The sequence below is a fragment of the Burkholderia sp. 572 genome, from assembly GCF_040545135.1.
In the GTDB taxonomy this organism is placed as follows: domain Bacteria; phylum Pseudomonadota; class Gammaproteobacteria; order Burkholderiales; family Burkholderiaceae; genus Burkholderia; species Burkholderia cepacia.
In genome coordinates this window covers 140,852-158,734 of record NZ_JBEPLH010000003.1, presented here as the reverse complement: position 1 = coordinate 158,734, position 17,883 = coordinate 140,852, and the positions used below count along the sequence as shown (strand labels likewise).

General features: G+C 69.2%; 19 protein-coding genes. 11 read left to right on the top strand and 8 right to left on the bottom strand.

Features of this window, described 5'->3' with window-relative positions:
• The first annotated feature begins 2 nt into the window (after positions 1-2).
• Together ABIC51_RS06970 and ABIC51_RS06965 are read left to right on the top strand one after the other, a co-directional pair.
• Positions 3-986, top strand: coding sequence for a GlxA family transcriptional regulator (locus ABIC51_RS06970; protein ID WP_301759440.1), 984 nt, complete (start codon positions 3-5; stop codon positions 984-986).
• Positions 987-1,063: 77 nt separating this feature from the next.
• On the top strand, positions 1,064-2,212 hold the full coding sequence (locus tag ABIC51_RS06965) for an epoxide hydrolase family protein (protein ID WP_226128361.1): 1,149 nt from the start codon (positions 1,064-1,066) through the stop codon (positions 2,210-2,212).
• A gap of 102 nt (positions 2,213-2,314) precedes the next feature.
• Here the strand turns inward: ABIC51_RS06965 and ABIC51_RS06960 are convergent, their stop codons facing one another.
• Positions 2,315-2,806, bottom strand: a complete 492-nt coding sequence (locus tag ABIC51_RS06960) for a 2,4'-dihydroxyacetophenone dioxygenase family protein (RefSeq protein WP_226128363.1) — start codon at positions 2,804-2,806, stop codon at positions 2,315-2,317.
• 168 nt (positions 2,807-2,974) lie between these two features.
• Here ABIC51_RS06960 and ABIC51_RS06955 point away from each other — a divergent pair, with 168 nt between their 5' ends.
• The 3 genes from ABIC51_RS06955 to ABIC51_RS06945 are packed head-to-tail and all read left to right on the top strand — an operon-like array spanning position 2,975 to position 5,071.
• The gene (locus ABIC51_RS06955; protein WP_021159217.1) at positions 2,975-3,445 is read left to right on the top strand and encodes a MarR family winged helix-turn-helix transcriptional regulator; all 471 of its coding nucleotides are present in this window, start codon (positions 2,975-2,977) and stop codon (positions 3,443-3,445) included.
• Between the two features lie 37 nt (positions 3,446-3,482).
• A complete protein-coding gene (locus ABIC51_RS06950) occupies positions 3,483-3,818 on the top strand; it encodes a hypothetical protein (protein WP_027791510.1) in 336 nt (111 codons plus the stop codon).
• Entirely contained in the window at positions 3,815-5,071 is a 1,257-nt protein-coding gene (locus ABIC51_RS06945) for an MFS transporter (protein WP_021159215.1), read from the top strand. The genes ABIC51_RS06950 and ABIC51_RS06945 overlap by 4 nt, the downstream gene beginning before the upstream one ends.
• Before the next feature lie 112 nt (positions 5,072-5,183).
• Here ABIC51_RS06945 and ABIC51_RS06940 read toward each other — a convergent pair whose 3' ends face one another.
• Positions 5,184-6,137, bottom strand: coding sequence for a LysR family transcriptional regulator (locus ABIC51_RS06940; protein WP_021159214.1), 954 nt, complete (start codon positions 6,135-6,137; stop codon positions 5,184-5,186).
• Positions 6,138-6,242: 105 nt separating this feature from the next.
• On the opposite strand from ABIC51_RS06940, the gene aptA reads away from it, so the two are divergent.
• Together aptA and ABIC51_RS06930 are read left to right on the top strand one after the other, a co-directional pair.
• Positions 6,243-7,601: an omega-aminotransferase AptA gene (gene aptA / locus ABIC51_RS06935; RefSeq protein WP_226128365.1), complete on the top strand. Its 1,359-nt coding sequence runs from the start codon at positions 6,243-6,245 to the stop codon at positions 7,599-7,601.
• A 49-nt stretch (positions 7,602-7,650) separates the two neighbouring features.
• On the top strand, positions 7,651-9,168 hold the full coding sequence (locus ABIC51_RS06930) for a CoA-acylating methylmalonate-semialdehyde dehydrogenase (protein WP_027791513.1): 1,518 nt from the start codon (positions 7,651-7,653) through the stop codon (positions 9,166-9,168).
• Positions 9,169-9,302: 134 nt separating this feature from the next.
• On the opposite strand, the gene ABIC51_RS06925 is transcribed toward ABIC51_RS06930, so the two are convergent.
• The 4 genes from ABIC51_RS06925 to ABIC51_RS06910 form a co-directional block, all read right to left on the bottom strand.
• Complete coding sequence (locus ABIC51_RS06925) at positions 9,303-9,677, bottom strand: COG4315 family predicted lipoprotein (protein ID WP_021159211.1); 375 nt, start codon at positions 9,675-9,677, stop codon at positions 9,303-9,305.
• A 311-nt stretch (positions 9,678-9,988) separates the two neighbouring features.
• A complete protein-coding gene (locus ABIC51_RS06920) occupies positions 9,989-10,924 on the bottom strand; it encodes a DMT family transporter (protein WP_226128367.1) in 936 nt (311 codons plus the stop codon).
• A 126-nt stretch (positions 10,925-11,050) separates the two neighbouring features.
• The gene (locus ABIC51_RS06915; RefSeq protein ID WP_059694949.1) at positions 11,051-11,983 is read right to left on the bottom strand and encodes an AEC family transporter; all 933 of its coding nucleotides are present in this window, start codon (positions 11,981-11,983) and stop codon (positions 11,051-11,053) included.
• A 191-nt stretch (positions 11,984-12,174) separates the two neighbouring features.
• Positions 12,175-13,059: a LysR substrate-binding domain-containing protein gene (locus tag ABIC51_RS06910; RefSeq protein WP_059623071.1), complete on the bottom strand. Its 885-nt coding sequence runs from the start codon at positions 13,057-13,059 to the stop codon at positions 12,175-12,177.
• Positions 13,060-13,347: 288 nt separating this feature from the next.
• Here ABIC51_RS06910 and ABIC51_RS06905 point away from each other — a divergent pair, with 288 nt between their 5' ends.
• On the top strand, positions 13,348-13,674 hold the full coding sequence (locus ABIC51_RS06905) for a nuclear transport factor 2 family protein (RefSeq protein ID WP_370448695.1): 327 nt from the start codon (positions 13,348-13,350) through the stop codon (positions 13,672-13,674).
• 58 nt (positions 13,675-13,732) lie between these two features.
• On the opposite strand, the gene ABIC51_RS06900 is transcribed toward ABIC51_RS06905, so the two are convergent.
• Positions 13,733-14,668, bottom strand: coding sequence for a helix-turn-helix transcriptional regulator (locus ABIC51_RS06900; RefSeq protein WP_175853756.1), 936 nt, complete (start codon positions 14,666-14,668; stop codon positions 13,733-13,735).
• An 87-nt stretch (positions 14,669-14,755) separates the two neighbouring features.
• On the opposite strand from ABIC51_RS06900, the gene ABIC51_RS06895 reads away from it, so the two are divergent.
• From ABIC51_RS06895 to ABIC51_RS06885, 3 genes are all read left to right on the top strand, one after another.
• On the top strand, positions 14,756-16,195 hold the full coding sequence (locus ABIC51_RS06895; protein ID WP_027791518.1) for a cytochrome P450: 1,440 nt from the start codon (positions 14,756-14,758) through the stop codon (positions 16,193-16,195).
• A 188-nt stretch (positions 16,196-16,383) separates the two neighbouring features.
• Positions 16,384-16,689: a Panthothenate synthetase gene (locus ABIC51_RS06890; RefSeq protein WP_021159202.1), complete on the top strand. Its 306-nt coding sequence runs from the start codon at positions 16,384-16,386 to the stop codon at positions 16,687-16,689.
• Between the two features lie 13 nt (positions 16,690-16,702).
• Positions 16,703-16,885, top strand: a complete 183-nt coding sequence (locus ABIC51_RS06885) for a hypothetical protein (protein ID WP_175897985.1) — start codon at positions 16,703-16,705, stop codon at positions 16,883-16,885.
• A gap of 103 nt (positions 16,886-16,988) precedes the next feature.
• Here the strand turns inward: ABIC51_RS06885 and ABIC51_RS06880 are convergent, their stop codons facing one another.
• On the bottom strand, positions 16,989-17,789 hold the full coding sequence (locus tag ABIC51_RS06880; protein WP_027791520.1) for a helix-turn-helix transcriptional regulator: 801 nt from the start codon (positions 17,787-17,789) through the stop codon (positions 16,989-16,991).
• Positions 17,790-17,883: the final 94 nt, after the last annotated feature.

Genomic DNA, 17,883 nt, shown 5'->3' with positions numbered 1-17,883 from the left:
ACATGCACCGCATCGGCTTTCTGATCAGCGACGGCTTCCAGATCATGGCGCTCGCCGCGCAGTCGGTGTTCGAGTACGCGAACATGGGCATGAGCGAGCCGTTCTACGTGATGGGCAACTATTCGGTCGACGGTGGCGACGTGCGCTCGTCGCTCGGGCTGCCGGTCGCCACGCACGCGCTGCGCGGGCAGCTTGCCGTCGATACGTGGATCGTCGCGGGCGTCAACGATCCGGTCGCGTCGCCGGCGCCGCCCGGCGTCGTCGCGTTCCTGCGCCGCGCCAACGCGCGCGCGCGGCGGATCGCCGGCATCTGCACGGGCGCGTTCGTGCTGGCCGAGGCCGGGCTGCTCGCGCAGCGCCGCGCGACGACGCACTGGGCGTTCGGCCGCGACCTGCAGCGGGACTACCCGGAGATTCGCGTCGAGGAAGACCGGATCTACATCGTCGACGGCCCGATCTGGACGTCGGCCGGGATGACGGCCGGCCTCGACCTCGCGCTCGCGATGGTGGAAAAGGACCTGGGCGCGGACGCCGCCCGGTCGGTCGCGCACAAGCTCGTGATGCACCAGCGGCGGGCCGGCGGCCAGTCGCAGCATTCGGAAATGCTGGATCTCGCGCCGAAATCCGACCGGATCCAGAACGCGCTGAACTACGCGCGGCAGCATCTCGGCCGCGCGCTGACCGTCGAGGATCTCGCCGAAGCGGTGCACCTGAGCCCGCGCCAGTTCAGCCGCGTGTTCACGCTCGAGACGGGGCAGTCGCCCGCGAAGGCGATCGAGCGGCTGCGGCTGGAGTCCGCGCGGCTGATGATCGAGCAAAGCCGCCATTCGCTCGACGTGATTGCGAAGGAAAACGGCTTTCGCGACCGGCGGCACATGCGCGAGGCGTTCGTGCGCGGGTTCGGCGTGCCGCCGCAGGCGGTGCGGCGCGACGCGCGGGCGGATGAGCGGTCGGATGAGCGGTCGGATGGGCGGGAGGCGGGCTGACGCGTGTGCCCGAGCCGCTCTGCGCGCGCCGGAAAAATCGCGCAGAATCTCGTCGACCCGCTTCGCGAGGAGACCCGATGCACACCGCCCCGTTCGACATTGCGATTCCCGATCACGCGCTCGATGACCTGCGCCGGCGCCTGCGCGCCACGCGCGCACCGACGCTGACACCCGCGGAGCCGTGGCAGCAGGGCGTCGACGGCGCCTGGTTGCGCGAACTGACCGCGTACTGGGCCGAACGCTTCGACTGGCGTGCGGCGGAGCGTGCGCTGAACCGGCTGCCGCAGTTCGTCGCAGACGTTGGCGGGCAGCGCGTGCATTTCATCCATCGACGCGGCGTCGGGCCGAAGCCTTATCCGCTCGTCATTACGCACGGCTGGCCCGGCTCCGTATTCGAATTCGACGCGCTGATCGATCGCCTCTGCGACCCGGCGGCGTTCGGCGGCGATCCGGACGATGCGTTCGACGTCGTCGTGCCGTCGCTGCCCGGTTTCCTGTTCTCGCCGGCGCCCGCGGCACCCGGCATGTCGGCGTTTCAGGTCGCCGACCGCTGGGCGGCACTGATGTCCGGTCTCGGATACCGACGCTTCGGTGCGCAAGGCGGCGATCTCGGCGCAGGCGTGTCGATTGCGCTCGGCGCGCGGCATGCCGGCGTGGTGGACGGCATCCATCTGAACTTCCTGCCCGGCAGCTACGAGCCGCCGACCGACGCGGCCTTGCCGCTGACCGACGAGGAACGGGCGTTCGTGACGCAGCGCGGCGAGTGGGCCGCGCTGGAAGGCGGATACGCGCACGTCCACACGACGAAGCCGCAGACGCTCGCCGTCGCGCTCAACGATTCGCCGGCCGGGCTGGCCGCGTGGATCGCCGAGAAATTCCGCGCGTGGAGCGATTGCGACGGCGACCTGGCGCGGCGGTTTTCGCACGACACGCTGCTGACCGGCATCTCGTTGTACTGGTTCACCGGCTGCATCGGCTCGTCGATGCAGATGTATTGGGAAAACCGGCTGCAGCCCATGCGCTTCGCGGCCGGGCAGCGCGTGGCGGTGCCCGTCGGGTTTGCGCGTTTTCCGAAGGAAATCGGCCGCCCGCCGCGCAGCTGGCTCGAACGGGTGTTCGACGTCGTGCAGTGGACCGACATGCCGAGTGGCGGCCATTTTGCGGCGATGGAGGAGCCGGATCTGCTGGCCGACGATGTCCGGCGGTTTTTCCGGCGGTTTCGGTAACGCGCGGGCAGGCCGGGGACGTTGGCGAAGGGCGCCGGCTGCCATCCGCACATCAGCGCGAGCCCGCACCGCACGGATCGCGACGCGGCGATGCCGCCAGTGTTACCGCGTGACGAACGGCGTGGCGTCGTCCGGCGCGGTGCGCGCATGCTTGCGCTGGCGCAGCAGCGCGACGCGGCAGTTCTCGCGCGCGGTTTCGCGGCCTTCGTCGTCGAGCAACACCAGATCGCCGCGCATCACGTTCAGCGTGATCACGTCCTCGCCCGGCGCGCCGAGCGTTTCCGGCGTATGCACCGAGCCGGCTGGTTCGAGCACCGTCGAGCCGGCGCGCGCAATCCAGTCGTATTCGAGGTAGCGCCACGCACCCTGCAGCGTATGGACGAATACTTCGCCGTCGTGGCGATGGCGCGGCAGCGTGCCGCCGGCCGGCATCTTCAGCAGCGCGGTGAGCGTGTCCTCGGCCGCGTTGATGTGCAGGTACTTGATCGCGAGCCCGGGCAGGTCGGCGCTCATCGGCAGCCACGGCAGCGCGTCGCCGGGCAGGCACGAGATCGGCGGCAGGTCGGTGGAGAGCGGAGCGGACGGCTGCGTCATGGCGGGAAGCGGAGCGGAAATGGGGAGCCCGCATTATCGCAGAGCCGGCTTGCGCGGCTGAACGCGACGTTTCGCATCGGCTCGAGCGCACGCGAAGGGACGATGCTTACAAGGTGAAATATGCAGCTAAACTGTACAGTTTGACTGTATACCTGCTATCTTGAATTCATGAACCCGCCTTTACCTCCCTCCGACGCGCTCCCACTGGCCGGTCTCGCCGGCGAACTCCGCATCTCGGTCGGCAAGCTGATGCGGCGGATGCGGGAACAGATCCACCCGAACGACCTCACGTCATCGCAGAAGTCGGTGCTGTTGCGGCTCGACCGCGACGGCCCCGCGACCGTATCGGCCTTGGCGCGCGCCGAAAGCGTGCGCCCGCAGTCGATGCGCGTGACGGTCGCGACGCTCGAGACGCTGGGCGCCGTCAGCGGCGAGCCCGATCCCTCCGACGGCCGGCAGACGCTGATCGCGGTCACGCCCGGTTTCCGCAAGGTGCTGCAGGCGAACCGCGCGGCCAAGGATGACTGGCTGTTCCGCGCGCTGCATGCGCAACTGTCGGCGGCCGAGCAGGCCGAGCTCGCGTCCGCCGTGAAGCTGCTGCAGCGGCTCGCCGAATTCCAGGAAACGCCGCGCCCTTGAACCGCATCGACCCGCTTGTCGAAAGGACAACCCGAACATGAACCTCCCGCATCTCGTCGCGTATTTCTTCGGCGGCGCGTTTCTCGCGAACGTCGTGCCGCATCTCGTCAGCGGGTTGCGCGGGGAGCCGTTCCAGACCCCGTTCGCGAATCCGCCCGGGCGCGGGTTGTCGTCGTCCACCGTGAATGTCGTGTGGGGCGTCGCGAACCTCGTGATGGCTTATGTGCTGGTGTGCCGAGTGGGCGATTTCGACCTCCGGGTCACGGCCGATGCAGCGGCGTTCGGTCTCGGCATCCTCGCGCTCGGCCTGTTTCTCGCGCGCCACTTCGGTGAGCTGCACGGCGGCAACGAGCCCGACCGGGAGCGGCCATGAGCGTGCCGGCGGCGGGCGTGTTCCGTTCGCTTCGCAGTTTCAACTATCGTGTGTGGGCGATCGGTTCGCTGGTGTCGAACATCGGTACGTGGGTCCAGCGCACCGCGCAGGACTGGCTCGTTCTCACGCAGCTCACGCATCACGACGCATCGGCCGTCGGCACGGTGATGGCGTTGCAGTTCGGGCCGCAGTTGCTGCTGTTGCCGTGGACCGGCTACGCGGCCGACCGCTTCGACCAGCGCAAGCTGCTGATGGTGACGCAGGCGCTGATGGGCGTGCTGGCGCTGGTGCTCGGCGCGCTGACGGTCACGGGTGTCGCGCGGCTCGAGCATGTCTACGTGTTCGCGTTCCTGTTCGGCTGCGCGGCGGCGTTCGACGCGCCCGTGCGGCAGACCTTCGTCGCGGAACTGGTCGGCGATCGCGAACTCGCGAACGCGGTCGCGCTCAATTCGACGTCGTTCAACGCCGCGCGGATGATCGGCCCGGCGGCGGCGGGTTTCATGATCGCGTCGGTCGGCACGGGCTGGGCGTTTGTCGCCAACGGGCTCAGTTTCTTCGCTGTGCTGGTGTCGTTGTTGCTGCTCCGCGAGGACGAACTGCGCGCGAACCTGCGGGCGGGCCGCTCGCGCGGCGGCCTGCTCGACGGGTTCCGCTACGTGTGGCGGCGCGACGACCTGAAGGCGATCCTCGTGATGCTGTTCCTGATCGGCACGTTCGGGCTCAATTTCCAGCTGTTCATCTCGACGATGGCGGCCAGCGTGTTCCACGTCGATGCGCGCGGGTTCGGCGTGCTGTCGTCGATGATGGCGGTCGGCACGGTGTCGGGTGCGCTGCTCGCCGCGCGCCGCGAGCAGCCGCGCTTCCGGCATCTGTGGTTCGGCGCGGCGCTGTTCGGGCTCGGCTGCACGCTTGCCGCGCTGGCGCCGGGCTATTGGCTGTTCGCTGCCGCGCTGGTGCTGACCGGGATCGCCGCGATCACTTTCATGAACTCGACCAACAGCCTGATGCAGTTGTCCACCGAGCCGGCGATGCGCGGCCGCGTGATGGCGCTGCGCCTCGCGGTCGCGCTCGGCGGTACGCCGATCGGCGCGCCGGTGGCTGGCTGGGTCGCGAACCATCTCGGCCCGCGCTGGGCGCTCGGCGTCGGCGCGATGTCCGGTTTTGGCGCGGCGCTCGTCGCGACGCATTTCGTGAAGCGCAGCCGCGCGCAAGCGCAAGCCGACCGCGCGCGCGACCGGTTCGACGGCGTGTGACCGGGGCGACCGGGCGGGGCGCTGGTGCCGCCGCCGCGCTTGTCGGTCCCTTCATTGCCGGCACGCCGCCGCACGACGGGCGGCCGGGAGCCCGGTCCTTTGCGTGAGTCGCCTACGCCGCCGGCCGTGCCGTTGCCGCGTGCGCGGCTTCCAGACACGACTGGAACAGCAGCGCGGCCCGCGAGGGCCGCGGCGAGCGCCGCAGCAGGCTCACGAACCGGCACCGGTAATTGAACCGGTGCGGCGCGATCGGCTGCATCAGCCCCTTGTTTTCGAAGCTTTCCGCGTAATGGTCGGGCAGGAAGCCGAGATAGCGGCCGGACAGGATCAGCGTCGCGATCGACTCCTGATCCGACGCGGTCGCGCTGCGCGTGAGCTTCGCGCGGTGGCTCAGTTCCATGTTCGGCGAATGGAAGCCGAGCCCCGCGAATGCGTGGTTGCGGATCGTCGTCCACGTGAGCTTGCCGTGCGGCGCGTCGTAAAGCGGATGCTGGCGGCCGCAGTACAGCAGCATCCGTTCGTCGAACAGCTCCGAATACACGAGGCTGCCGGAGTTGCGGTGCGCGGGAATGATCCCGACCTGGTAGCTGCCGTCGATGATCCCGCGCTCGACCTCGTTGATCGACGCGACATGCAGGTTCAGCGCGACGTCGGGCGCTTCGTCGGCGAACTGGCGGATTGCGTCGCCGAGGCGGGCGTTTGCGTTGGTGGCCGTCTTGTCGAACACCGCGACGTGCAATTCGCCGCCCATCCGGTCGTGAATGCCGTCTATCCTGCTTCTGAATGCTTCCATCGACGCGAGCAGCCGCAGCGTCTCCTCGTATACGGTCTGCCCCTCGGGCGTCAGCGTGAAGCCCGCGCGGCCGCGCCGGCACAGCACGAGGCCGACGCGCGTTTCCAGGTCCTTCACGTGCCGGCTGATCGTCGAGATGCCGATATTCAGTTCCAGTTCGGCCGCCGCCATCCCGCCGCACTGCACGACGCCCTTGAAGACCCGCAGCAGGCGGAGATCCATGTCGCTGAGCTGCCCGAGCAGCGCGCGGCTCTTCGGTTTCTTTGCTTGCATAGTTGCGCAAGTGAACATTGATATTGCGATATTGAAGAGACTAATTGGCCTCCCGACAATGCGCAACATCATCACAAGAAGGAGGGGCGCGCCGCGCCGACCGACATGACCGACATCACCACCGCCGCGCAGCAGGACGACACGACCATCCGCACCGACGCCGCGTGGCTCGACGCGCACTGGATGCCGTTCACGGCCAACCGCCAGTTCAAGGCCGACCCGCGCATGATCGTGTCGGGCAAGGGCGCGTATTACACGGACGCCGAAGGCCGCAAGATCTTCGACGGCCTGTCGGGCCTCTGGTGCACGGGCCTCGGCCACGGCCGCACGGAAATCGTCGAAGCCGTGAGCCGCCAGGTCGCGCAGCTCGACTACGCGCCGGCGTTCCAGTTCGGCCATCCGAAATCGTTCGAGCTCGCCAACAAGATCAAGGAACTGACGCCGGCCGGCCTCGACTACGTGTTCTTCACGGGGTCGGGCTCGGAAGCGGCCGACACCTCGCTGAAGCTGGCCCGCGCGTACTGGCGCGCGAAGGGCAAGGGCACGAAGACGCGCCTGATCGGCCGCGAGAAGGGTTATCACGGCGTGAACTTCGGCGGTATCTCGGTCGGCGGGATCGGGCCGAACCGCAAGCTGTTCGGCCAGGGCCTCGACGCCGACTTCCTGCCGCACACGCAACTCGCCGAAAACAAGTTCTCGCGCGGGATGCCCGAGCACGGCGCCGCGCTGGCCGACCGCCTGCTCGACCTGATCGCGCTGCACGACGCGTCGAACATCGCGGCCGTGATCGTCGAGCCGTTCTCCGGTTCGGCGGGCGTGGTCGTGCCGCCGAAGGGCTATTTGAAGCGCCTGCGCGACATCTGTACCGCGCACGACATCCTGCTGATTTTCGACGAAGTCATCACGGGCTTCGGCCGTGCCGGCGCGATGACGGGCGCCGACGCATTCGGCGTGGTGCCGGACATCCTGAACTTCGCGAAGCAGGTGACGAACGGCGCGCAGCCGCTCGGCGGCGTGGTCGCGACGAAGGAAATCTACGACACGTTCATGGCCGCGGGCGGCCCCGAGTACATGCTCGAGTTCCCGCACGGCTACACGTATTCGGCGCATCCGGTTGCCTGCGCGGCCGGCGTCGCGGCGCTCGACCTGCTGGTGAAGGAAGACGCGGTGGCCCGCGTGCGCGATCTCGCGCCGCATTTCGAGGCGGCCGTGCACGGGTTGAAGGGCCAGCGCCATATCGCGGACATCCGCAATTACGGGCTGGCGGCCGGCCTGACGATCGCCGCGCTGCCGGGCGAGCCGGCACGGCGCCCGTACGAGATCGCGATGCGTTGCTGGGCGAAGGGCTTCTACGTGCGCTACGGCGGCGACACGATCCAGCTGGCGCCCCCGTTCATCTCGGAGAAGCGCGAGATCGACAACCTGGTCAACGCGCTGTCCGACGCACTGAACGAAGTGGACTGAGCCGCGGCGCGCACCGACCGACAACCACATTCACGAAAGAGCCTCAACGATGAAACACGACAGCAATGTGACCTCCACCGTCGGCCACCTGATCGACGGCAAGCGCGTCGACGGCGGCAGCCGCGTCCAGCCGGTGTTCGACCCGGCGACCGGCGAATCGCACAAGAGCGTCGCGCTCGCCGACAAGCTGACCGTCGAAGCCGCGATCGCGTCCGCGCAGGCCGCGTTCCCGGCCTGGCGCAACACGCCGCCGCTGAAGCGTGCCCGCGTGATGAGCCGCTTCAAGACGCTGCTCGAGGAACACGCCGACGAGCTGTGCGCGCTGATCACGGCCGAGCACGGCAAGGTGCTCGCCGATGCGATGGGCGAACTGCAGCGCGGGATCGAGAACGTCGAATACGCGACCTACGTGCCCGAGCTGCTGAAGGGCGAGCACAGCAAGAACGTCGGCCCCGCGATCGATTCGTGGAGCGAGTTCCAGGCGCTCGGCGTCGCGGCCGGCATCACGCCGTTCAACTTCCCGGTGATGGTGCCGCTGTGGATGTGGCCGATGGCCGTCGCGTGCGGCAACACGTTCGTGCTGAAGCCGTCCGAGCGCACGCCGTCGTCGACGCTGCGCATGGCCGAGCTCGCGCTCGAAGCGGGCCTGCCGCCGGGCGTGCTGAACGTCGTGAACGGCGACAAGGAAGCGGTCGACACGCTGCTGACCGACCCGCGCGTGAAGGCCGTGAGCTTCGTCGGCTCGACGCCGATCGCCGAATACATCTATTCGACCGGCTGCGCGCACGGCAAGCGCGTGCAGGCGCTCGGCGGCGCGAAGAACTTCGCGGTCGTGATGCCGGACGCCGACATCGGCAACGCGGTGAACGCGCTGATGGGTGCCGCGTACGGGTCGTGCGGCGAACGCTGCATGGCGATTCCGCTGGTCGTCGCGATCGGTGACGAGACGGGCGACAAGGTCGTCGCGGGCCTGAAGGCCGAGATCGAGAAGATGAAGGTCGGCCCGGGCAACGGCGCAGGCGTCGACATGGGCCCGCTCGTCACGCAGCAGCATTTCGAGAAGGTGACGGGCTTCGTCGACGCGGGCGTGGCGGCGGGCGCGACGCTCGTCGTCGACGGCCGCGGCGTGAACGTCGACGGCCACGACGGCGGCTACTACCTCGGCCCGTGCCTGTTCGACAACGTGAAGCCCGGCATGCCGATCTACCAGCACGAGATCTTCGGGCCTGTGCTCGGCGTGATCCGCCTGAAGTCGCTCGACGAGGCGATGGCGCTGATCGACGCGCACGAGTACGGCAACGGCACGTGCCTGTTCACGCGCGACGGCGAGGCCGCGCGCTACTTCAGCGACAACATCCAGATCGGCATGGTCGGCATCAACGTGCCGCTGCCGGTGCCGGTTGCCTATCACTCGTTCGGCGGCTGGAAGCGGTCGCTGTTCGGCGACCTGCATGCGTATGGCCCGGACGCCGTGCGTTTCTACACGAAGCGCAAGACGATCACGCAGCGCTGGCCGTCGGCCGGCGTGCGCGAAGGAACGGTGTTCAGCTTCCCGTCGAACCGCTGACGCGCTACCCGGCCGCATGAATCGCCCGCTTGCGGGCGGACGATGCGACGCGGCCGGCAGGCCCGCCCGGATCGACGATCCGGGCGGGCTTTTTTACGTCCTCGAGGCGGGCGCGGAAGACGGCGGGACGACGCTTACGGCGCGACCACGTGCCACATGTCCTTGAAGTTGTCGCCGTTGCGGTCGCCCTGTTTCATGTCCTTCGAGAAGAAGTACAGCGGCTTGCCCTTGTATGCCCATTGCGGGCTTCCGTCGTCGCGCTTGACGATCGTGTAGGGCCCGACCGGAACGTCGGTCGCGCTGGCCTTGTAGGGCGGCCAGAAGGATTCGCACTGGCCCGTGCACGCGCTGGTGCCGGCGTTGGCCTTGTCCTTGTCGAACGTGTAGACGGTCATCCCGTTCGCGGCGACGAGCGAACCGTTTTCGACTTTCGTGATCGAGCCTTGAGCCGACGCCGATGCGGATGCAATGGCGAGCAGGGCGGAGCTGACGAGCAGCGCGGCTTTCATGAGGGCCTCCTGTAATCCGGTGGGCGGCCGCGATCGTGCACGGGCGAGCGTGCGCCGGATCGCGGTGAATGGTGCCGGAGCGCGGGGCCGTCGCCGCCGGTGCGAGCGACGCAGGGTCGAATGGCAGCGAACGGAGCGCTCCATTCACGATAGGCGGTTTTTGGCGGGCCTGCGAGAACATCGGGGGCGTATCGGGGGGCATATCGGTAGCGGCCGCCCGTCTGCGTCGCGGAACCGGGGCGTGATCGCCGCCGCGCGCCGCTTCGGTATTCGGCATCCGTCCCCGAGTGCGCGTCGCGCACGCCCATGGATCAGCGTTTCGCGCGATTGGTCAGCGCGACGCCCGCGATCACGAGCGCACCGCCCGCCAGCATCGACGGCGACAACGGCTCGCCGAGCAGCGCGACCGACAGCAGCACGCCGAACACGGGCACCAGGTTGGTGAACACGGCCGCGCGGGTCGGCCCGAGTTCGCGGATGCCCTGCGAATACCAGACGAACGCGACCACCGTGCCGATCGCGCCGAGATAGAGCATCGACGCGACGGCCTGCCACGTCAGCGCCGTGCCGCTGCCGGCGGGCGAGCCGAACAGGTGCGCGACGACCAGCAGCGCGAGGCCCCACAGCGCCGCATACGTCGTCGCCGCAAGCGGCGACAGCCCGTCGAGCGCGCGCCGGCCGATCACCGTGTAGGCGGCCCAGCTCAGCACCGCGCACAGCATGAAGCGTTCACCGGCACCGAACGTGTTGCCGAGATCGGTCAGCACCGGCAGCAATTCGCCGCGGCTGATCACGACCAGCGCGCCGAACAGCGCGACGGCGATGCCGGCCCAGCGCGACAGCGACAGGCGTTCCCCGCGCACGACGATCGACAGCAGCACGGCGGTGGCGACCGGGTTCAACGCGACGAACAGCGCGGTGCGGCCCGCCGGCATCCGCGCGAGCGCCGCGAAAAAACACACGTTGTACAGGAAGATGCCGGTCGCGCCGAGCCCGAAGGTCGTCACGACCTGGCGGCCGCTCAGCTTCGGCAGCCCGCCTTCGATCTTCCACGTCAGCACGACCAGCATCAGCGCGGCGATCGCGAAGCGGCCGGTGGCCGCCGAGGTCGCGGACATCGTCGCGGCGAGGATCCGGCCCGCGATGAACGTCCCGCCCCAGAACAGCGCGACGAGCGTGAGCTTTACGTAGACGGCCGCGTGCGGCCGGGTGGCGGCGATGGCGGCGGGCGGGGCGGGAGCATTCATGTGACGGGGTTTCTCGGTGAGCGCCTGCGGCAACGCGCGAACGAGCACGCGCGGCCGGTTATGCCGAATCGCGCGATGGCCGGCGTGCAGGCTGGATTCAGGGGGAAATGGGCGGTCGTTGCGTCGTCAGCGAAACGCGGGTGCCGATGCGAGCGCGGTCAGCACGACGGGCATCGCGAGCGCCGCCGCGATCGTCTGGAACGCGGTGATGCCGGCCATCAGCGGCGCGTCGCCGCCGAGCTGGCGCGCCATGATGTACGACGCCGACGACGTCGGCAGCGCCTGGAACAGCAGCGCGACCGTCAGCGCCGCATCGCCGAGCCCGAACAGGCGGCCGGCGGCGAGCGTGATGAGCGGCATCGCCATAAACTTGAACGCCGACGCGACGCAGACCGGCTGCAGCCACGCACGCGCCGCATCGAATTTCAGTGCCGCGCCCACGCACAGCAGGCCGAGCGGCATCGACGCGACGCCGAGCGCGCGCACGGCCGGCTCGACGGCCGCCGGGAACGTGACGCCGCCGGCCTGCATCGCGATCCCGAGCGCGCACGCGACGACGAGCGGATTCGACAGGATCTGGCGCACGAGGGCTGCCGCGCCGAGCCGCGTGTCGCCGTAGCGCGCGAATACGAGCACGCACATCAGGTTGACGGTCGGGACGATCGCCGCGACGCACACGGCCGCGAGCGCGATGCCTTTTGCGCCGAACAACCCGGCCGCGAGTGCGGTGCCGACATAGTTGTTGAAGCGCACGGCACCCTGGAACACCGACGTGAAGCCGGCGCCGTCGACCCGCACGAACGGGCGAACCAGCAGGAGAAGCGCCGCGGCGAGTGCGGTCGAACCGACCAGCGCCGCCGCGAGCGGTAATACGGGCAGTGACTGCAGCCGCGCGTTCGCGAGCCCGTCCGCGAACAGCGCGGGCAGCAGCACGTAGTAGCACAGCCGCTCGGCTTGCGGCCAGAAGGCGTCGGCGATGAAGCCCGTGCGCCGCAGGCCGTGGCCGCACGCGACCAGCAGCGCGACCGGCGCCAGCGCGAGCAGGATCGGGCCGATCATCGGGGCGCCTTCACATGAGGCGGGGCGACCGTGCAGGCCACACGCGCTGCCGTGAGCGGCTGGCACGCAAAACGGCGGAACGAGGCGGGCATCCATCCGGCGGGCAACATGGCGACACGCAAGCGAAAGAGTGACGATGCCGCCAAGTTAACACGCGCAAACAACAGGAATAATGGTTAATTATCGGGTGTTCAATGAGAAATTCTCATCGATGACGCGGTGACTTCGGCCGCCAGCGCGCGCGCGAAACGTTCGGCCGGACGCGACTGGTGTTCGAGCAGGACGACCGCGCGCCCCATCTGCGGCTGACCGAACGGCAGGCGCGTGACGGGCGGCAGGCGCGCGAGCGTCGAATCGGGGAGTGCGACGATCGCCGCGCCGAGCCCTCGCGCGACCATGCGCGCGATCGTCTCCGCGCTGTCCAGCACCATCTCCTCGCGCACCCGCACGCCGATGCGGCGCAGTTCGGCGGCGATCATGCGGCCGGCCCACGCCTGCGCATCGAAGCGGATGAACGGCAGCGCGCCGAGCAGCGTGCCCGCGTCGCGTTCCGCCTGGTCCGGCGGCGCGAGCAGCCAGAAGCGATCCTCGTACAGCGTGGTCCACGTGAGTTCCGCCGGATGCGGGCGCACGGGGCGTGTCGTGATCGCCGCATCGAGTTCGCCGGCCGCGACACGGTTCGCCAGTTCGGCCGACATGCCGGCCGACACGTGCACGCGCAGCCCCGGGTGCGCGGCGCGCAGCGCGAGCAGCGCGTCGGGCAGCGGGCCCGACAGCGCGGTCTGGATCGCGCCGATCCGCAGGCGGCCGACGAGCTTCTTCTCGTCGCTGAGCGCATCGGGAATCCGGTCGACCATCGCGAGCACCTGCTCGGCCTGCGCGAGCAGGATGTTGCCGGCCTCGGTGAGCACCGGCTGCCGGCGCGAGCGATCGAACAACTGCACGTTGTATTCGCTTTCGAGCGTCTTGATCTGCAGGCTCACCGCCGATTGCGTGAGGCCGATGGCTTCGCCAGCGCGCGCGAAAGTCCGGTATCGGGCGATGGCGACCAGCGTTCTGAAGGCGCGGAGTGACATGGGCGAAGTGAGGTGAGCGGGAGGGCCGGCATGCGGATTGCCCGCATGACAGGCCGCGGAGGCGGTGAACTTGGCGAGACGCGCAAGCGGACACACCAGGCGGCAAGGTCGCGGACATCATGCCCGTGGCCGCCGAATCGGGCAACCGCGGGAGCGCCGGCATGCGACGGAACGCGCGGGCTGCCCGCCAAGACGCTTGCCGGCACGGTTGCCGCCGGGCGGGTTCCGCCGCACTATCCGAAGCGACGCGAGCGACGCTTGCGCCGATCGTTGAAGGAGGGCCCGACGATACTGCCGAATCCCGGCGACGTGGCGCGTGCGTGCTATCGCGCATACGCCGACAAGAACCGCGACGCGATTAAAGCGCTGATTGCGCCGGACTTTCATTTCACGAGCCCGCTCGATAACCGGCTCGACCGCGACACCTATTTCGCGCGCTGCTGGCCGAACAGCGCAATGCTCGCGGGAGTCGACTGCGTCGATGTCGTCGTGCACGGCGAGCACATATTCGTCGTGTACGGTGCCGAAACGCGTGGCGGAAGGCGGTTCCGGAATGCGGAGCGGTTGCGTGTCCACGATGGCCGGATCGTCGAGGCCGAGGTGTATTTCGGCTGAAACATGCCGCACGATGCGCGTGACGGCGGGTTCGTCGAACCACGCGGTTGAGCGCGGGTCACACCCACAGCCGGTACATCCAGAACGATTCGTCGTCGATGAAGCGCTGCGTGAATTCGCTCGGCGAGAATCCCGTGATGCGCTTGACCTCGCGGCTCAGGTGCGCCTGGTCGGCGAATCCTTCGTCGAGCGCGAGCGTCGCCCAGTTGAACGCGGTGCCGGCTTCGAACCGGTCGCGCGCCGCGAAGAACGCGCTTTCCGTCCTGACGAGCGCCTGCCATTCGCGCAGCGATCGGCCGCTGTAGGTCTTGATGCGCCGTTCGACCTGGCGCGGGCTGTGCGTGCCGCGCCACTCGCGCGCCTGCAGCGCGAGACGCTCGACCCAGCTGCGCCCTGCATTGCGAAGCGAAGACAGCGGCGTCGCGGGCCGCAGCGCCTGCCAGCGAGGCGCGAGATGGCGATCGATCGCCGCCAGCATGTCCGCGTCGCCATCCGCGCCGAGCAGTGCATCGAGCAGCGGGTGCCAGTCGCGGCCGAGGCACGCGTGTGCGTCGAGCACGCGGTCGTGGACGTCCGGCAGCGCGATGCCGAACAACGTCCGCGCGGCATCGGCGGTGAAACAGATCATGCCGATCAGCCCGCCCGTCGGCGCCCACGCGACGGTGGGGGCCGAATGGCTGCCCGACAGCGTCGCCGCCGCGCCGAAGGGGCGCCATCGCGGGCCGTCGGGGGCGGGTTCGATGAAGCCCACGTCGAGACCCCGGTACCACGACACGCAGACGAGCGGCGTGGCCGGAAAATGCGAAAGCCGTTGCGCGTCGCTCGACGCGACGCCGCGCGTGTCGGACAGAACGATCGCGACCACCGCGCCCTGCAGCGCGGCAGGCGCGGGATGCAGCCGCGCATGCGGCAGCCGCCCGCCGCCCGCGACGCGAGGGGCGCGGGCAAGCGGATCGGGACATGACGGCGGAATCGATGGCGGGCCGGAGAACATGACGCCGCAGTATAGGGACGGGGCCAACGCGTGTCGATGTCGTTTGCGTTCAAGACCGCCGGCGCGCCGATGCGGAGAATCCGGCACATGAACACACGATCCTCTTCCCCATGTCCATTCCACGCGGGCACCGCTGCGCCGGCGCCCGTGCTTCACCCACCCGGCGTATGGCCGCCGGGGCCGCCCGTCGGCCTGACGGGTTGGGGGTTGCTGCGCACGATGTCGCGCGACCTGATCGGCGCGCTTGGCGACTGGCAGCGCACCTACGGCGACGTCGTGCACTTGCGCGTGTGGCCCGAGCATGCCGTGGTCGTGACCGATCCGGCGCTCGTGCGCGAGCTGCTGGTCACGCACCACGATGCGCTCGGGCGCTGGGAGCGCGCCATCCGCGTCTTCGCGGAGGTCCACGGCCAAAGCGTGCTGGTCGCCGAGGGCGATGCATGGCGCGACAAGCGGCAGGCGCTGCAGCCCGGCTTCATGCCGAAGCCGGTTCAGGCGTTCGTTCCGGCGATCGCGGCGACGGCCGGTCACGCCCTCGCGCAATGGCCCGCGCATGATCCGGAGTGGCCGATCGAAAGCGCGCTGACGTCGCTGGCGATGGACGTGATCATGCGCACGATGTTCTCCGATACGATCGGCGACGATGCGCGCGCGGCCGAAGAGGCGGTGCGCGCGGTGAGCGCCGCGGCGAACGCGGCGTTTTACCAGCCGGTGAACACGCCGAACTGGGTGCCGTGGAAGCGCCGCACGGCCCGCGCGATGGCGGTGCTGAAAGGGGTGATCGACCGGCAGCTGCATGCGCGCCTCGACCGGCCCGAGCGTACCTGGCCCGACGATCTGCTGTCACGCCTGTTGCGGCTGCATCGGGCCGATGCGCGGAAATGGCCGCTGCGGGCCGTGCACGACGAATGCGTGACGGCGTTCCTGGCCGGCCACGAGACGACCGCCGGGGCGCTGACCTGGTGGGCATGGTGCATGGCCGCGAATCCGGCCGTGCAAGCCGCCGCGCGCGACGAGGTGTCCCGCGTGCTGGGCGGTCGTGCGCCGTCCGCCGAGACGCGCGCGTCGTTGCGTTACCTGTCGCAGACGCTCGACGAAACGCTGCGCCTGTACCCGTCCGCGCCGATCCTGATCAGCCGTCGCGCAGCGCGGCCGATTGCGCTGGGCGCGTGGCAGTTTCCCGCGCGCACGCTGTTCATGCTGCCGCTGCAACTGATGCAGCGCGATCCTCGATGGTTCCCCGAGCCCGATACGTTCCGTCCCGAACGCTTCGGCGCCGATGCGCCGGCGTTGCCGCGCGGTGCCTACATGCCGTTCGGCACGGGCCCGCGCGTGTGCCTCGGGCAGCATCTGGCGATGACGGAGATGACGGTCGTGGCCGCCATGGTCCTGCAGCGCTACGTGCTGTCGGTGCCGCCCGGCATGGCGCCGCCGCGCGCGGTGCTGAACGTGACGCTGCGACCGCAGCGGGCGTTGCATCTGGCGATCGCGCCGACGGAGCTGGCGGCCGATACGGTCTCCGAATGACGGGGGCATGAGCGGCCGATTCGACGGGGCCGGCATCGCGCGAGCGCATGCCGTGCGCGCGATGCGGTGTCGTCGAATCGTCGGAATGTGAAGGCGTGCCGCCAACCGCTTTCGGCGCCACTGGCGCGGCATCGCGCAGCACCTATGCTTGAAGAGCCCAGGCCGGGTGACGCCCAAGGAGGATGGTCATGCGCATGCTTCTCAACATACGAATCCCTCACGAGCCGTTCAACACGCTGGTGCGGGACGGCAGCGTCGGCGACGTGATCTCGCGAATACTCGAAGCGGTCAAGCCGGAGGCCGTGTATTTCACGGAGCAGGGCGGCGGTCGCGGGGCGGTCGCGATCGTCAACGTGGATGACCCGTCGCAGATCCCCGCGCTCGCGGAGCCGTGGTTCCTGATGTTGAATGCCGACTGCGAGTTCCGCGTGGTGATGTTGCCGGACGATCTCCGGAACGCCGGGCTCGCGCAACTCGGCGCGAAGTGGCGGTAGCGGGGAGCCGCGCATGCGCGTGCCGCTGCCCGAAGGCCGGGTGAGCGGCATCGCGCGGCGTTCGCGTGCCGGCTATCGCGCAGCCGGCGGCGGCTCGACGTTCGCCGCCTGCCTGTCCTTCGGTCGCAACAGCAACAGCAGGCCGCTCAGCGCCGCCGCGGCAACGCATACGAATAAGAACCGTTCGTTCCATTGAATCTCGCATGTCGGATGCTGTGCCGTCGGCATTCCCGGCCGTGGCGCCGGGTTCCCGCAGGAACGTGAAGACCGCCGGTTGCCATCCGTCCGGCTCGGGAAGGTCATCCGGCCGCGTCTTCCCCCAGCGCCTGGATGAAGCGCGAGAACAGCTCGGGCTGCGATGAAATTCCGAGCTTCGCGTACAGGTGCCGCCGGTGCACCTTCACCGTTTCCGGCGAAATCGCGAGTCGCTCGGCGATCGCCTTCGACGAGTTGCCGCGCAGCACCATTCTCGCGATCGACATCTCGCGATCGGTCAGCACGCCTGCGCCGAAGCGGGCGAGTGCCTGCTCGACCCGCGCGCCGAGATCGGCGTCGGGCGTCGCGCGTGCGGCGTCGCCCACCAGCCGCCAGTGCTGCCGGATCGCCGCGAGCACCCACGGCATCGCGGCCGTCAGCTTGCCGAGCGGCTCGACGTCGAAACGCGTGCTCGCGCCGAGCGACAGCGACAGCAGCATGTCGGCGCTCGGCCGCACGAGGATCTGGATCTCGTCGTCGCCCACCGCATCGCGGAAATAGCTGAGGAAATACTCGCTCTGCCGGAACAGGTCGGGTGCGACTTCCTCGAGCCGGTAACAGCCGTCGGCGAGCCCGTCGTGCGCGGCCTGCAGGAACGGGTCGAGCAGATACACGCCGTTCAGGTAGAGCGGCACGGGCGACGCGGCATCGGTGCCGCCCGTGTCGTATTCCTCGAGCACGAGCGGCACCCCGTCGGGGCCGATCGCGGTCGCGAGCGCGTTGTCGAACGGCGCCATTTCATTGAGCAGCAGCACCAGGAAGCGCCAGAAGCGCGGCTGGCCGAGGTGATCGATTGCGCGGCCGAGCGCCTGGTGCATCGCGATTTCGGAAAAGAGACGATCCATACCACCACCGGAAGGGCGTAACACGAAGGGGGAATAGCGGTCCTGAAATTGGCTTCCTAGACTGCCACGCAATCAGTCGGGCCCGAGTATGGGC

Bases quoted from the DNA above. Each gene is read 5' to 3' on its own strand.
- ABIC51_RS06970 (WP_301759440.1), top strand. From the start codon at position 3: ATGCACCGCATCGGCTTTCTGATCAGCGACGGCTTCCAGATCATGGCG.
- ABIC51_RS06965 (WP_226128361.1), top strand. From the start codon at position 1,064: ATGCACACCGCCCCGTTCGACATTGCGATTCCCGATCACGCGCTCGAT.
- ABIC51_RS06960 (WP_226128363.1), bottom strand. From the start codon at position 2,806: ATGACGCAGCCGTCCGCTCCGCTCTCCACCGACCTGCCGCCGATCTCG.
- ABIC51_RS06955 (WP_021159217.1), top strand. From the start codon at position 2,975: ATGAACCCGCCTTTACCTCCCTCCGACGCGCTCCCACTGGCCGGTCTC.
- ABIC51_RS06950 (WP_027791510.1), top strand. From the start codon at position 3,483: ATGAACCTCCCGCATCTCGTCGCGTATTTCTTCGGCGGCGCGTTTCTC.
- ABIC51_RS06945 (WP_021159215.1), top strand. From the start codon at position 3,815: ATGAGCGTGCCGGCGGCGGGCGTGTTCCGTTCGCTTCGCAGTTTCAAC.
- ABIC51_RS06940 (WP_021159214.1), bottom strand. From the start codon at position 6,137: ATGCAAGCAAAGAAACCGAAGAGCCGCGCGCTGCTCGGGCAGCTCAGC.
- aptA (WP_226128365.1), top strand. From the start codon at position 6,243: ATGACCGACATCACCACCGCCGCGCAGCAGGACGACACGACCATCCGC.
- ABIC51_RS06930 (WP_027791513.1), top strand. From the start codon at position 7,651: ATGAAACACGACAGCAATGTGACCTCCACCGTCGGCCACCTGATCGAC.
- ABIC51_RS06925 (WP_021159211.1), bottom strand. From the start codon at position 9,677: ATGAAAGCCGCGCTGCTCGTCAGCTCCGCCCTGCTCGCCATTGCATCC.
- ABIC51_RS06920 (WP_226128367.1), bottom strand. From the start codon at position 10,924: ATGAATGCTCCCGCCCCGCCCGCCGCCATCGCCGCCACCCGGCCGCAC.
- ABIC51_RS06915 (WP_059694949.1), bottom strand. From the start codon at position 11,983: ATGATCGGCCCGATCCTGCTCGCGCTGGCGCCGGTCGCGCTGCTGGTC.
- ABIC51_RS06910 (WP_059623071.1), bottom strand. From the start codon at position 13,059: ATGTCACTCCGCGCCTTCAGAACGCTGGTCGCCATCGCCCGATACCGG.
- ABIC51_RS06900 (WP_175853756.1), bottom strand. From the start codon at position 14,668: ATGTTCTCCGGCCCGCCATCGATTCCGCCGTCATGTCCCGATCCGCTT.
- ABIC51_RS06895 (WP_027791518.1), top strand. From the start codon at position 14,756: ATGAACACACGATCCTCTTCCCCATGTCCATTCCACGCGGGCACCGCT.
- ABIC51_RS06890 (WP_021159202.1), top strand. From the start codon at position 16,384: ATGCGCATGCTTCTCAACATACGAATCCCTCACGAGCCGTTCAACACG.
- ABIC51_RS06885 (WP_175897985.1), top strand. From the start codon at position 16,703: ATGCGCGTGCCGCTGCCCGAAGGCCGGGTGAGCGGCATCGCGCGGCGT.
- ABIC51_RS06880 (WP_027791520.1), bottom strand. From the start codon at position 17,789: ATGGATCGTCTCTTTTCCGAAATCGCGATGCACCAGGCGCTCGGCCGC.